We start from the raw sequence: 14045 nt of genomic DNA, 5'->3' as shown, positions 1-14045 counted from the left end.
TATAGGCGGTTTTTGCCACCTGACAATATATTACTCATGCCCCCCATTTTTAAACCTCATCACTATCGCTTGTTAAGCGGTAATACAGTAATGCTTTCTGTAAAGGCGCGGCTATTAGGTCACTCTCATAGACCACTGCCCAAGCGCTTGAAACTTAAGCTGCTGATTGCATCTGCACTTTTAGTACAAATTGTAATACCAATCGGTGTACAAGCCGCATTGCCGAAAGAAATTCAAACTGCTCTTAATCGCGCCGATTTGAGCGCCGCTAATATCAGTATTATTATTACTCCAGTCGGTACTAAAAATGCCAGTCGTCTACCGCAGATAGTACAAGTTATTGACAGCGATGATGCTAATAAAAAAAGCGTAGCCAACCAAACCGCTCCTATCACTGTCAGCAAGCAAGAAATCGTCCAGCAAGAACGGGCGCTACATAATTATACCGATGATGCTTATACCTACCAAAGCCTAGAGAACACCCCTACCGTATTACCCAGTAAACCTGTATCAAAGCCTGACACTGTTAGTAATAATGAAAATAATAGCCGAAATAAGGCTCAAAAGAATGATGGTTTTGGCGCGACTGATACCCTAACTATAACACCCACGATAGGCCCTCTGAAAATCCACCAGCCCCTAGTTAACCATCAACCTAATGTAGCGCGCACACCTGCCAGCACCATGAAACTTGTGCCCAGTTTTATTGCCCTTGATACTTTAGGCGCTGACTTTGTTTGGCACACGCGGGTCTATCATTCGGGCATTATCATTGGTCACCGTCTGCATGGTGATCTGATTATTCAGGGAAGTGGCGACCCAAAAATGACTCATCAGCGTCTGCAGCAATTGCTTTATCAAGTACAAAAAACAGGCATCCGTCATATTGATGGTGATATTATCGTCGATAGTGCTGTCTTTAAAAATGTTAGCAAAGATCCTTCTGCTTTTGATAACGCGCCACTACGTCCTTACAACGCCAGTCCAGATGGTTTTTTGGTCAACTTTAGTAGCATAGGCATTCAAAGTTATCCACTAGATAATGAACAAGCGCAGCTGACATACACCCCGCAGCTGGCAAATTATCAATTGCCTAGTGTGGTGAATACTCGTGCAGCCCCTTGTTCGCAAGCTAGATATAGCCTCTCGCCGCAGTGGCAAACGGATAAATTAGTCCTCAATGCTAATCTACCAGATGGCTGCGGGGAGCATGTATTTTATATCGCTTATCCTGACGCTAAAGACTTTGCCGCGCGTGCAGTTGCCGCAAAATGGCAACAGATGGGCAATACGCTAAGCGGTCAAGTCATTGCACAAGAGACGCCTTATAACCCTCATAACTCTTATAAAAAAACTGGCAAAAATACATACCCTAAGCTCGGTTTAGCGGCATTGTCTGTGTCGGCGCTACCGATTGTCAGTTATCCGTCTCTTAATTTGACTCAACAAATTTATGATATTAACCACTTCTCTAACAATGTGATGACGGAGCAAGTGGCATTATCAATAAGTGCTTATAATAAAACCAATATAGCAGATTCCAATACAAAAGGCGCGACCAGCCTTTATCAATTTGGTACACCAAAATCGACTGATTATCCAACTGCACTACAAAGTATTAACCAGTGGTGGCAGACGCATCTGACTACCCGGCCGCCGTATTTGACCAATGGTTCAGGGCTGTGCCGTGACTGTACCATTAGCGCAGCGAACTTAAGCGAGTTATTAACTTACGCTTATAGCCACCCAAGCTTTGGCGCTTATGTCGACTCGCTGGGTATCGCTGGGGTGAGTGGCACAATTTCTGCTCATAGCAAGCGCTTGCCAGAATCCTCTGCTATTGGGCGTGCATGGATAAAAACCGGTACGTTGGATAATGTCACCTCGATGGCAGGTTATGTCAAAGGCCAATCAGGTCAAGACTATACCGTGGTCGGACTGATTAATACCGAGCAAAGCTTAAACTCTTATACTGCAAGACCGGTATTGGACGCCATGCTGGACTGGACCGCGCAGCAATAATATACCGTTTTTAATATCGATTTATTTCACTGTATTAACCATTTTAAGCTTATAAAATAAATCAATATGCTAAATGATGACCCACCCTTTTATAGGTAAGATTATGCTACGTACGACACCTAAACTTAGTAAACACAATGCGCCATTGAAAGGTGCCAAACCGCTGCTAAAAACAACCGTAACGCGGTACGTAGGCTTTTTTGCGATCGGTTATATTCTTGCCAGCGCCGTATTTATGATGATTCAAACCAAAGTGGCACTAAGCTCACAGTTGGTGACTGTGTTATCTATTTTGGTCGGTGCTTATATCGCGGTACATAAATTCATCAAGCGTCAACGTCGGGTCCTAAACCGCAGCGAGATGAACCGTTTGACGATAGGCAGTGTCGCTGTCGTCTGGTTACTGACCGCCACTTACTTCTTGGGTCTCTGGTTATTGCTCTTTGATGCCATCGATCGTGAGGTATTAATTGAGATGACAGTGCAGCAGCCGTTACCGCTACTCAGTGCGCTGGTCATGATATTGGTGCTTACTTTGGTCAGTTCGCGCATAGGCATTTGGGCCTTTAACCGCTTGCTTGCCCCTAAATAAAAGCTTCATAGCCTCACAATGTTCAGCCCTAGCCAAAACATACTACAAACTTTTTGCATCCTTAGTTCACAAAATCCGTTACGCTGCTGACTTTAGGCAGTAAGTTTCAAAGGTATCTATCAATTGCGCAACTTTATTATTGGGAAACAGTACTATGGATATGTTATTTTTTGACAATATAGACAAGCTTGGACGGATTGTAATAACGGCAGCGATGGTATATATCCTAGTCGTCGTCACTACCAAAGTTTCCGGCAAGCGCTCTACCTCGCAGCTCAATAACTTCGATTGGATTGTGACGGTAATGATTGGCTCGTTGGGCGCAAGTATAATATTGCTCGAAGACATCCCCTTCATCGAAGGCGGTGCGTCTATCGTGGTGCTGTACTTATTACAGTTCTTGGTGACCAAATACGCTGCTATCTCCCCACAATTTAATAGTGTCATCTTATCTGAGCCGCGTATTGTGTTTTATCAAGGTGAGTATTTACCGGATGCCATGCACGCCGAGCGTCTGACGCATCAAGAGCTAGAATGTGCAATGCGCTCCGAAGGTATCAGCCGTTTAAGTGAGATTGAGGCGATTATTTTTGAGTCCGATGCCAAACTCACTATTATTACCAAAAATGATAACGCCCAAGCTAATGTGGTCTCTGAAACCCTACTACCGCTAATGCGTTAAGCGGAGGAACTGACAAACCAAATACATCTAGTGCTAAAAGATTAAAAATATTAAAAATCGTCAAAGACAAAGGATCAATAGCAATGAAAGCACGACTGTTAACCGTTGGTAATAAAATGCCTAATTGGGTACAGAGCGGTTTTGATGAATACTACAAACGTATCCAACCGATGCTTAGCACCGAAATCGTTGAACTTGCTGCGGCTAAGCGTGCTAAAAACCCTTCTGAAGCTAATTTAGCGCAGTACCGCGAACAAGAAGGTCAGGCAATATTAGCCGCTCATGCTACTGCTGGCCACGAGCAGCTATGGGTATTGGATGTTAAAGGTAAGATGCTATCGACAGAAGGCTTGGCAGATAAGCTAGCAGATGCGATGCAGCAAGGGGACGATATTGCGCTAGTGATTGGCGGTGCGGATGGGGTCTCAAAAGAGGTACTCGATAATGCAGATATGAAATGGTCCTTGTCAGCGCTAACCTTACCGCACCCATTAGTACGCGTGGTATTAATGGAGCAGTTATATCGGGCGATGAGTATTAATAACAACCATCCTTATCACCGTGGTAATTAGTAATAGTAAACCAATGATACTTAGACAGACAATCAAAAAACGGATAAGCGTCAAATATGATTGATACAACAGATTGAAAAACGGCGGCGCGCCCTAATGAATGGCACATGAGCTATCCAAAACCTGTTAAAAAAAGCCCCGCTAATTATCCCAACCATCACGGACAACACCGCGATGATACTGACCCTACTACGCCCATTACGGCGGCAGTGGCTTGGGCAGACGCGCCTGCTGGACAGAGCAATGCCGCACGCTTGCCAGCAATTTTTATCTCACATGGAGCGCCGACGCTGGCTATTGAACAGTCTGCAACCACCAGCGCCTTGGCACGAATAGGTCATAACCTACCCAAGCCACGCGCCATTATCATCATGTCCGCCCATTGGTTATCGTCTAAGCTTGAAATCAGTAGTAATCCCAAGCCCAAAACTTGGCATGACTTTTCGGGCTTTGATGCCAAGCTACATCGAATCCAATATCCAGTAGACGGTCACGCTGCGCTTGCTGAATCATTAGCGCAGCAACTTAGTGCACGTGGTATTGCTTGTAGTGTCAATCCACTACGCGTCTGTGATCATGGGGTTTGGGCGCCACTGCGGCATTTATATCCGCAAGCGGATGTGCCTATTGTGCAAGTATCCTTGCCGCAGCATTATGACAGTAATGCCTGCTACCAATTGGGCGCACAGCTGGCGCAGTTACGTGATCAGCAAATATTAATTATTGGCTCAGGAAATATTACTCATAACCTAAAAGCTTTGCGCTGGCAGGCAGATAGTGTTGATGAGAGTGCAAAAGACTTTAAATTGTGGCTATTACAACAGCTCAAAACAGATATTCCTGCCGCTTTAGATTGGCAGCAATATCCTGATTATCAAAATATCCATCCGAGCGATGAGCACTTATTACCGCTATTTTTTGCCTTGGGGGCCGGTCAACGAGTCTCTGTCGTCCATGAAAGTATGGCGCATCATAGCCTAGGGATGGATATTTATCGTTTTGATTAGCCTTATAATTAAAACTAAAGGAAATAGATACAGTAATTAAACTCGTAAGGCTAAGAGTAATTTTCTTGCTTGCTGTGCGGCGTTGCCACTCCAGAGGCTTCGGAAATTTCTCTTAGCCACACCACATCCTTTTTAAAGTAGAATAATTATATTTAACAATCATAAAATTAAATCACTCTTGTGACTTCTATTATTTATCAAAAGCTGGTTTGGTAAACAATCCAGCGCGCTCCATCTCTCCTGCTAAGCTAAGCAAAGTTGCCTCATCATTCATGCGCCCAATCAGTTGCATACCAATTGGCAAGCCTTTTTTACTCATACCTACTGGTACTGACATCGCGGGTAGTCCGGTGACATTCCCTAATAGCGTAAAGGCCATTTTACTGAACACAGGTGCGCTAAGCTTTTCAATAGTTCCTGAACTAAAGGCATACTTGCCCATATCAAAGCCTTTATTAAGCACCCCAGCACTACGCATCAGCATCTCCTCCGTTCGGCTCGGCGGCAAGACGCCATGTTTCACCGCAGGGGTAGGTACTGTCGGGCACAAAATCATATCATATTGCGCAAGCAGCTTGCCCGTTTGATATTGGCTGTCATGCCAGCCCTGTTTGGCATATACCAAATCTACCGCAGACAATGACCGCCCAATCATCGCCATATTATAGGTTTGCGGTTCAAGGTTTTTTATGTGCTTTGAGCCAAAACTGCGCTCAACATTATCAATAGTAAAGGCGGTATGCGCGCAGATAACAACTAAAAAGTCATGCCAGAACTTCTCGATATTAATATTAGGCTCAGCGGGAATAACGCGATGGCCCATCGCCTCTAATTGCGCGGCAGTTTGTTCAAGGACGGCTAAGACTTCTTTATCCACTACCGTATTAGCGACCAACGGCTGTTGATGTAGCGCAATGGTCAGTGGCCGTGGCGCGCGCATCGCTGCTTGCAAAAAGGTTCCATCGGGCGGTGCGATGACATAAGGTGCACCGATTTCCGCGCCGCTAGTCGCATCGAGCATGGCTGCACTATCACACACGCTACGGGTGATGACATGATCTGCAATCGCGCCATCCCAGCCTTCGCCAAATGCTGGCCCTAAAGGATTGCGACCACGACTTGGTTTTAGTCCAAACGCGCCGCACCAAGCTGCTGGAAAGCGTATCGAGCCGCCACCATCACCTGCTCCCGCCATCGGTACGATACCGCTTGCCACTGCCGCCGCACTACCACCGGATGAGCCACCCGTACTATAGCCTTTTTTAAACGGATTGTGTGCCGCGCCATGCGCTTTGGGTTCAGTGGTAATAATTAATCCAAACTCAGGAGTATTGGTCTTACCAAAAGTATTGACCCCCGTCGCTTTCATGCGTTTGACGATTTCACTATCATACGTATTCACAACATTGACGCTGCGACTACCCATCGTTAGCGGCTCACCCTCAAAATAAAATGATAGATCCTTTAAAAGGTACGGCACACCAGTAAATGCCCCCGTTGGTAATCCTGCCTGCACCGCTTGATAGGCACGCTCATCAAAGCGATGAATAATGGTGTTAAGTTTTGGGTTGAGTCGATTGGCGGTATCAACGGCAGCGTCTAACAACTCTTTTGCGCTAACTTGTCCCGAGTTTACTAACGCTGCCAATCCTAGCGCGTCATATTGGGTATATTCTTTAAACATAATTCGTCCTCCTTTAAAATTAAGCTTTTATTGAGTATATTGAGTTACTAGACTGACTGCCAGACATCTTACAAATAATTCTTGATATGAGGTTTATAGCGCAATCAAATAAAAAAGACGAGCTACTTTCGTAGCTCGTCTTTTTTTACTTAATCAAACTTATTAACGCCTACATTAACAGCTCACGCTTACCACTTTTACCCATGGGGCTGACCAGTCCAGCGTCCTCCATCGAATCCACAATGCGCGCTGCTCGGTTATAACCGATACTAAATTTACGCTGGATACTAGAGGCCGAGACTTTGCGTGTCTCCATAATAAAGCCGACCGCATCATTATAAAGCTCATCATCTTCACCAGAGGGACTGCCAGTACTACCACCGGGACTAGATAATTCGAAGTTGCCAGCCATATTATCAATATAATCAGGGGCACCGCGCTCGCGCCACGCGTCACAAACGCTGTTGACCTCCTCATCACTCACATAAGCGCCGTGGACACGATCTGGCTCAATCTGTCCTGGGCCTAAGAATAGCATATCACCATTACCTAGCATATCTTCGGCACCGCCACTATCCAAAATCGTGCGCGAGTCGACTTTTGAGTTAACCCGCAAGGCGGCGCGCACTGGAATATTGGCTTTAATCAAACCCGTAATCACATCGACCGATGGACGCTGGGTCGCAAGAATTAAGTGAATCCCTGCCGCCCGCGATTTTTGTGCCAGACGAGTAATAAGCTCTTCGGCTTGTTTGCCTACTTGCATAATCATATCAGCAAATTCGTCAGCAACAATCACAATCATCGGCAGCGTTTTGAGCTTCGGTGCTTGGCTGATACTCACATTGTCATTAGGACGCCATAGTGGATCTAACATCGGCGTGCCGGACTTTTCAGCAGCAATGACTTTTTTATTGAAATCACTGAGCTTCCGTACTTTGAGTAAACTCATCAGCTGATAACGACGCTCCATTTCTGCCACGCACCATGACAGGCTGCTGGCTGCTTCAGTCATATCCGTGACCACTGGGGTCAGTAAATGCGGAATATCATTATAGTTGGCAAGCTCCAGCTGCTTGGGATCAATCAAGATAAGTCGCAACTCATTAGGCGTATATTTGAGTAGCATCGACAACAGCATGGCGTTGACCAATACTGATTTACCAGAACCAGTAGTTCCGGCAACCAGCATATGCGGCGCGCGCGCAAGGTCAGTAATGATTGGCTTACCACCGATGTCTTTACCCATGGCCATGCTAATTTGAGATTCGGAATCTTTATATTTTTCGGTATTTAGTAGCTCAATTAAGCGCACCATTTCTCGCTGTTTATTAGGGACTTCAATGCCTATATAAGGCTTACCCGGAATGACTTCGACCACCCGTAAAGACGCCATAGATAGGGAGCGCGCCAAATCACGTGAAATGCCGGTCACCTTGCTGGCTTTAACGCCAGCCGCAAGCTCAACTTCAAAACGCGTGACTACCGGTCCCGGAATAGCATTGACCACTTGCGCCTTAACATTGAACTCTTGCAGTTTAATCTCTAACAGCTCTGATAATTGCTCAAGCTCAGCGACGGTATAGCTGGGCTGGCGATTAGGGTCGGGCTTATCGAGAATAGATATTTCGGGAACGGGCGTTAGATGAGCGCGGTATTCAGCGGTTTGCATCGAGCGTGAACGCTGAGAAAAAGCAGCATCATCGTGAATTTCAGGCATAGTTGGTGCGTGTAATCCATGGTCAGCTCTGGTATCGTCCTCAGGCATCATATCAGCAATATGATTACTGGTGTCGCCCTCTGGCACGGCAAAACTCATAGTTGGTTTACGCGCTACTACCGTTTCAATAGTTGCATTTGTAGTATCAGTAGCAGTAGTAGTACCGGCAACCGCTGTTGGTGCTACTTTTGGATTGGTAGGCGGCGTATTGGTTGGAGACATATCTGCCACAGGGTCTACTATAGCTGCAACTTCTGCGACGGTAGCAGAAGCAGATTTTTCAGGAACAGACGTCTCAGGAGTAAGCGCTTTGGGAGCTCTTATCGTTTCAAAAACAGATGTTCCAGACACCATTTGTTCGAAAATATCTAACGGCTCATCTTTCTCAGTAGATGAACTCTCAATAGGCTCCATTGGCGTTTCTTGCACGGGTTGAGCTGTCGAGTTATGTGCCACATTGTCTACCAATACTGATGGCGCTTCTGATATTGGTGTTGATACTGCAGCTGAGCCATGTTCTGCTAACCACGCATCCGCTAATTCATCAACGTTTGCTGTTGACGAGTTGGCACTTTCTTTATTGAAACTCTCTTTATGGGCAGCAGTAGTTTTAGCTGTTTGCGTATTCGTAACTGTGGGTGACACTGTATGTACAGGCTCAATATTTGCGTAATCATAAGCAGCTTTCTGTTCAATGGTTAAGTCATTTGCCAATAAATCATGAACAGTATCTGCATCATTCCATGCAAAGCTCGGCTCAACTTTACGTGCAGTTGTAGCGCTAGAATGAACAGTAGGTTCAGAGGTAAGATTGTGATTGCTCGTATTAATAGCGTTAGTATTGGCAGTATCAACCGTATTATTGCTTGGTGTTACTGGTGCAGGCTGCACGCGGTCATTCATAGCACTGTTATTAGCCGTATTTTTAATTGTACTATTAACGGTATTGTTCGCCGCTTCCGCAGCCAAGGAGGCTTTAACGCTAGCGCCCAATCCTGACTTGACTAAAAAATCTGATAACACGCCACTAAATCGACCACTATTATCTGGGGCTTCATTGCTATGAGCATGGCCAGCAGGTTGTAACTCGAGTGGTAATTGCCCATAATCGGGTTTCTTTTCCGTAATTTTACTGATGATGGATTCTTTAGCGTGTGAGCGTTTATTGATATTTTGTTGCTCATTACTAGATGCTTTATCTAAATTACCCTCATCTTGCAACCCAGAACCGAGCCACGCCAAGTTAGTTAATCTGTTATAAAGCGCAAGCCAATGGATATTAAAGGCAAAAGTTGCCGTAATAATTGCGAATACGGTCAAAAACAATACACTGCCCCACTGCGTTAACAAGTGCGCTAAACGTGCTTGTAATTCAGTACCAACAATACCGCCAGCAAGGCCCGTAAGCCCTGTCGTTACTGGATCTGTGACATGCTGAATTAAAGCCAGTATTTGCGCAAATAAGGCGCTGGCACTCAGTATCAAAAACACATAAGCGACCAGCCGCAATATCCAGAACGTCGGCTTATTATCCCACCATATTAAGATAGATTCGTATACCAAAAATATCAGCAGCCACCACGCGCCAAAACCAAAAAAACTGTAAAGTAAATCGGATAACCACGCACCCATTGCACCGCCAGTATTATTAACGGTCGTCATATCACTGCTAATGTGTGACCAGCTAGGATCATTACCGGTATAAGTAAGCAATATCACAAACAAATAGACTGCTAACATTAGCCCTAGGATGGTAAATATCCCTTTTTTTAAATACTCAATAAGCGGTGCTGATATCACGTAAGATCTGCCTCATTATTAACACTAAATTATCAATACAAAGTTGTTGCCAACGCATGATTAAGCCTAATCATACTGACATAAATTACTCATTTAAATTTGGGTAGCGAAGTGTCTATTATGACATAGCCGGCTGTCTCTGTTGCGTACAGCATAACCTCCTATAATAACAAATACCTAGCTTAAGTGGCGACCCTGTTATTAATAAAAATAGCAGTAAAAGAGGACTATAAGCACTCATCAGTGATTAAACAACCATTAATAATTTTAAGAATAACGCTAATATTAGATAATAGGTTTGAAAATAGGACTAGCCTCCCCAATGATATATGACAACTTGAGTACATTTAGGTGCTGCTTGCCGTACTTTAGTTCTAATGATACCCATGTTTATGTTAGCAAACTTGCACTTTTTACTCACTAGCCATATGTTAGTATCATCCAGCATTTATAATAATTCGAATATCTTTAATTTCTACTCATTTTATTTTATTTTTAACACAATGTCTTAGTTAACTAAATTTTGACCTTAATAAGGAATATCCATGAGCACTGCATCTACTAACCTTGATAATAATCCACGCCACGAAAAACTAATCATTCTAGGCTCAGGCCCTGCGGGTTATGCCGCCGCCGTTTATGCTGCGCGTGCCAACCTAAAGCCTGTTATGGTAACCGGTTTAGAAGTGGGCGGACAGCTCACCACCACTACCGAAGTCGATAACTGGCCGGGCGACGCTCATGACTTAACCGGTCCTGCACTAATGGATCGTATGAAAGCCCATGCTGAACGTTTTGGTACTGAATTGGTCTACGACCACGTCAACACTGTAGATCTTAGCGAGCGTCCTTTTAAATTAGAAGGCAACAATGGCAGCTATACTTGCGACGCCTTGATTATCTCAACGGGTGCCTCTGCCCAGTATTTGGGACTAGAATCAGAAGAAAGGTTCAAAGGCCTAGGTGTATCCGCTTGTGCTACTTGTGATGGTTTCTTTTATAAAGATCAAAAAGTAGCGGTCATCGGCGGTGGTAATACCGCCGTTGAAGAAGCTTTGTATTTGTCTAACATCGCTGCCGAAGTGACTTTAGTACATCGCCGCGATAGCTTACGCTCTGAAAAGATCCTACAAGATAAACTGTTTGAAAAAGCTAAAAACGGTAACGTTAAAATCGAATGGAATCACAGCGTCGAAGAAGTGGTCGGTGATGACATGGGCGTCAATGGCGTGGTCATTAAATCTACTGGCGATGGCAGCACCAAGCAGTTAGACGTCTTTGGTATGTTCGTCGCCATTGGTCACAAACCCAATACTGCACTATTTGACGGTCAATTAGATATGAATGATGGTTATATCGTCGTTAATAGCGGCCTTAATGGCAAGGCTACTCAAACCAGTATTGAAGGTGTATTTGCAGCTGGTGACGTTGCCGATCATGTTTATCGTCAAGCAATTACTTCAGCCGGTACCGGTTGTATGGCAGCGCTTGACGCCGAAAAATATCTGGACGCTATCGGCGAAACAACTGCTCGCGACCATACCTATGCTTCAACTTTGACTGCCGATAAAGAAGTGTAAATGAGCCATTCTGCTCAAGCCGCTCACAATGCAGCCGCACAAACGGCTACTAGCGGCACTGATACGCATTCTTTTGACACCATACATATCACGCCTGAGACCTTAAAAAGTCTTGGGCGTTATAACTTCCCCAATCCTACTGATGTTGATCCCGATGGCGTTGGCATAGTAGCGATAGGTGGCGACCTCGCACCTTACACGCTAATTTCTGCTTATGCGCAAGGATTGTTCCCCTGGTTTAATGAAGATGAGCCTATTGCATGGTGGTGCCCTGAGCCGCGCTGTGTGATGGTACCGTCTGATTATCAGCCAAGCAAATCACTCCGCCGCCAAGCAAAGCGTGAGCGTTGGCAATTAACGCTCAACCAAGCGTTTGACGAGGTCATACACGCTTGTAGTCTGCCGCGCAGCGATGGCTTGCCTGAGGGTGAGCATACTTGGATACATGAGGAAATGATTGACGCTTATACCGAGCTGCATGCTTACGGCTTTGCCCATAGTGTTGAAGTTTGGGATAATGATGGTCAGCTGATTGGGGGCTTATATGGTCTAAAAATAGGTAACATCTATTTTGGTGAGTCCATGTTTTATCGTGCCGCAAATGCCTCAAAACTGGCATTTTGGGGTCTCATGCGCTTATGTGATCAAAGCGGTATCGCACTGGTAGATTGTCAACTGCCGAATGAGCATTTGATGAGCTTAGGTGCAGTAACCTTGCCGCGTAGTGATTTTTTAGCTCAATTAGATACCTTAATTACCGGTCGTTCAGTAAAGTGGCAACCTGACTCTTATCAGCCATTAGCCGTTGCCATGCTAGATAGCTCACAGCCATGGCAGCTCATAACATAGAGTCAGAATTGATATGGTAATGCTACTTAGTTTTATTAAGCTCTGCCATTACTTTTTAGATGGTCTTTAAATAGACATTATTCTTACGGAGTTATTTTATGGTGCCTGATAAATCGTTTTTACTGATTGGAACGCTGGCAACACGGGCCAATACCACCAAGGATACGGTACGCCATTACGATCAGTTAGGGCTACTCAAATCGCGTAAGCGCCAAGCGGGATCACGCCTATATACCGAATTCCATCCCGAATGTATCGAACGTATTGAGCTGATAAAAAGCGCGCAGGCCATCGGCTTTACCCTCACCGAAATAAAAGACAGCCTCAATGACTACTACGATGGGCACCTTGACCTTAATGAACAGCTCATTATAACTCAGCAAAAGTTAGAACAAGTCAAAAAACAACAGGCCAATATTAATCGTATGGTCGAGCTGCTCACCGAGCGCGTTGCTACCCTCGAACGTATGAAAACAGACAGTAGCTATAAGCACACTGTTAAAGACTGCAAAAATCAAATATCACCCCTGCTACCATAAAAACTATATTGACAGTAAGACTACGTCAGCAGTAATCTTGATTCTTTTTTAGCACCGCGCTAACTGAGTACTTTTTATTATTCTGTTAATCTTTTTATTATTCTATTGAATAGCTACGCTGCATAATTAAAGCATCAATCGCTGGTTGTTGTGGCTGCTGATAGTAGCCTTTGCGTCGATGAATAATGACAAATCCTTGCTTCTCATATAGTGCTATTGCCGGGACATTGTCTGCCCGTACTTCTAATAGCAAACTATTAACTTTGTTAGCTTCCATTTCTTTATTTAACGCTATGAACAGCTGCGAGGCAGTACCTTGACGCTGATAATGTGGGTGGGTGCCAATCCGCAGGATTTCTGCTTGCTCAAACACTATCTGATATAAACAATATCCGACTATCTTATTATTAGTGCGGCCTGTCACATCACTATTACTATAAACAACTGACAAATGATGAATGCTATCTTGCGCAAGTAATTCACTCAGTACCTGATAATTCCACACATCATGCGGCTGAACGCTAGTTTCAATATCAGCGACTTGTTGCAGAGCTTGGTTATATCCAGTTGCATGAGTTGATAGCTGTTTTATAATTAACATTTAGCTGTCCTTTATTGTTGTTCTTTAAATATAGCTCATCTTAGTGTCAATTATTAATAGTAAGTTTAATGCAATTACCCTAACACTTTTCTTCAGCCAATAAAAAAAGCCACCCTCAATAAAGAGAGCAGCTTTTTAACTAACGGTTTAAATACTACATTCAGTATTAAACGCTAACGCTAGCAACAACACCAGCGCCTACTGTACGGCCGCCTTCACGAATTGCGAAGCGAAGACCTTTGTCCATAGCGATTGGGTGGATAAGCTCTACACCCATCTCAACGTTATCACCAGGCATAACCATTTCAGTACCGTCTTGCAATTGGATTGCGCCAGTGACGTCAGTGGTACGGAAGTAGAACTGTGGACGATAGCCGTTTAGGAATGGTGTATGACG

The 14045-nt window shown here is 44.5% G+C and carries 11 protein-coding genes and 1 pseudogene; 8 read left to right on the top strand and 4 right to left on the bottom strand.

Features of this window, described 5'->3' with window-relative positions; all coding sequences use genetic code 11:
- The first annotated feature begins 90 nt into the window (after positions 1-90).
- The 5 genes from dacB to JMY06_RS06680 all read left to right on the top strand — a co-directional run bounded on the left by dacB (position 91) and on the right by JMY06_RS06680 (position 4875).
- Entirely contained in the window at positions 91-2022 is a 1932-nt protein-coding gene (gene dacB, locus JMY06_RS06700; protein WP_227672221.1) for a D-alanyl-D-alanine carboxypeptidase/D-alanyl-D-alanine-endopeptidase, read from the top strand.
- Between the two features lie 103 nt (positions 2023-2125).
- Entirely contained in the window at positions 2126-2614 is a 489-nt protein-coding gene (locus JMY06_RS06695; protein ID WP_201617390.1) for an ABZJ_00895 family protein, read from the top strand.
- 154 nt (positions 2615-2768) lie between these two features.
- Positions 2769-3296 carry a DUF421 domain-containing protein gene (locus JMY06_RS06690; protein WP_201617388.1) on the top strand — a complete coding sequence of 176 codons (528 nt, stop codon included), beginning with the start codon at positions 2769-2771 and terminating at the stop codon, positions 3294-3296.
- 83 nt (positions 3297-3379) lie between these two features.
- Positions 3380-3868 carry a 23S rRNA (pseudouridine(1915)-N(3))-methyltransferase RlmH gene (gene rlmH / locus JMY06_RS06685; protein WP_201527478.1) on the top strand — a complete coding sequence of 163 codons (489 nt, stop codon included), beginning with the start codon at positions 3380-3382 and terminating at the stop codon, positions 3866-3868.
- A gap of 107 nt (positions 3869-3975) precedes the next feature.
- Positions 3976-4875, top strand: a complete 900-nt coding sequence (locus tag JMY06_RS06680; RefSeq protein ID WP_201617386.1) for a DODA-type extradiol aromatic ring-opening family dioxygenase — start codon at positions 3976-3978, stop codon at positions 4873-4875.
- Positions 4876-5065: 190 nt separating this feature from the next.
- On the opposite strand, the gene JMY06_RS06675 is transcribed toward JMY06_RS06680, so the two are convergent.
- Together JMY06_RS06675 and JMY06_RS06670 are read right to left on the bottom strand one after the other, a co-directional pair.
- Positions 5066-6559 carry an amidase gene (locus tag JMY06_RS06675; RefSeq protein WP_201617384.1) on the bottom strand — a complete coding sequence of 498 codons (1494 nt, stop codon included), beginning with the start codon at positions 6557-6559 and terminating at the stop codon, positions 5066-5068.
- A gap of 169 nt (positions 6560-6728) precedes the next feature.
- Positions 6729-10079 carry a DNA translocase FtsK gene (locus JMY06_RS06670; protein WP_201617382.1) on the bottom strand — a complete coding sequence of 1117 codons (3351 nt, stop codon included), beginning with the start codon at positions 10077-10079 and terminating at the stop codon, positions 6729-6731.
- A gap of 545 nt (positions 10080-10624) precedes the next feature.
- On the opposite strand from JMY06_RS06670, the gene trxB reads away from it, so the two are divergent.
- The 3 genes from trxB to JMY06_RS06655 all read left to right on the top strand — a co-directional run bounded on the left by trxB (position 10625) and on the right by JMY06_RS06655 (position 13047).
- Positions 10625-11659 carry a thioredoxin-disulfide reductase gene (gene trxB, locus JMY06_RS06665; RefSeq protein ID WP_201617375.1) on the top strand — a complete coding sequence of 345 codons (1035 nt, stop codon included), beginning with the start codon at positions 10625-10627 and terminating at the stop codon, positions 11657-11659.
- The gene (gene aat / locus JMY06_RS06660; RefSeq protein ID WP_201617373.1) at positions 11660-12508 is read left to right on the top strand and encodes a leucyl/phenylalanyl-tRNA--protein transferase; all 849 of its coding nucleotides are present in this window, start codon (positions 11660-11662) and stop codon (positions 12506-12508) included.
- A gap of 98 nt (positions 12509-12606) precedes the next feature.
- Positions 12607-13047 carry a MerR family transcriptional regulator gene (locus JMY06_RS06655; protein ID WP_201617371.1) on the top strand — a complete coding sequence of 147 codons (441 nt, stop codon included), beginning with the start codon at positions 12607-12609 and terminating at the stop codon, positions 13045-13047.
- A gap of 97 nt (positions 13048-13144) precedes the next feature.
- On the opposite strand, the gene rimI is transcribed toward JMY06_RS06655, so the two are convergent.
- Both rimI and tuf read right to left on the bottom strand, forming a co-directional pair.
- Positions 13145-13648 (bottom strand): ribosomal protein S18-alanine N-acetyltransferase, encoded by a 504-nt coding sequence (gene rimI / locus JMY06_RS06650; RefSeq protein ID WP_201617368.1) that lies wholly within the window; start codon positions 13646-13648, stop codon positions 13145-13147.
- A gap of 166 nt (positions 13649-13814) precedes the next feature.
- Positions 13815-14045: pseudogene (tuf, locus tag JMY06_RS06645) on the bottom strand (elongation factor Tu); the annotation flags it as partial.

Origin of the sequence: Psychrobacter urativorans (genome assembly GCF_904846675.1) — a bacterium.
GTDB lineage: Bacteria > Pseudomonadota > Gammaproteobacteria > Pseudomonadales > Moraxellaceae > Psychrobacter > Psychrobacter urativorans_B.
Note: the sequence above shows the minus strand (reverse complement) of the source record. Positions and strands in the feature narration are given on the sequence as shown.

Excerpts from the sequence above, each read along its gene's own strand:
- JMY06_RS06680 (WP_201617386.1), top strand. The coding sequence starts at position 3,976 with ATGAGCTATCCAAAACCTGTTAAAAAAAGCCCCGCTAATTATCCCAAC.
- aat (WP_201617373.1), top strand. The coding sequence starts at position 11,660 with ATGAGCCATTCTGCTCAAGCCGCTCACAATGCAGCCGCACAAACGGCT.
- JMY06_RS06695 (WP_201617390.1), top strand. The coding sequence starts at position 2,126 with ATGCTACGTACGACACCTAAACTTAGTAAACACAATGCGCCATTGAAA.
- rimI (WP_201617368.1), bottom strand. The coding sequence starts at position 13,648 with ATGTTAATTATAAAACAGCTATCAACTCATGCAACTGGATATAACCAA.
- dacB (WP_227672221.1), top strand. The coding sequence starts at position 91 with ATGCTTTCTGTAAAGGCGCGGCTATTAGGTCACTCTCATAGACCACTG.
- JMY06_RS06675 (WP_201617384.1), bottom strand. The coding sequence starts at position 6,559 with ATGTTTAAAGAATATACCCAATATGACGCGCTAGGATTGGCAGCGTTA.
- rlmH (WP_201527478.1), top strand. The coding sequence starts at position 3,380 with ATGAAAGCACGACTGTTAACCGTTGGTAATAAAATGCCTAATTGGGTA.
- trxB (WP_201617375.1), top strand. The coding sequence starts at position 10,625 with ATGAGCACTGCATCTACTAACCTTGATAATAATCCACGCCACGAAAAA.
- JMY06_RS06655 (WP_201617371.1), top strand. The coding sequence starts at position 12,607 with ATGGTGCCTGATAAATCGTTTTTACTGATTGGAACGCTGGCAACACGG.
- JMY06_RS06690 (WP_201617388.1), top strand. The coding sequence starts at position 2,769 with ATGGATATGTTATTTTTTGACAATATAGACAAGCTTGGACGGATTGTA.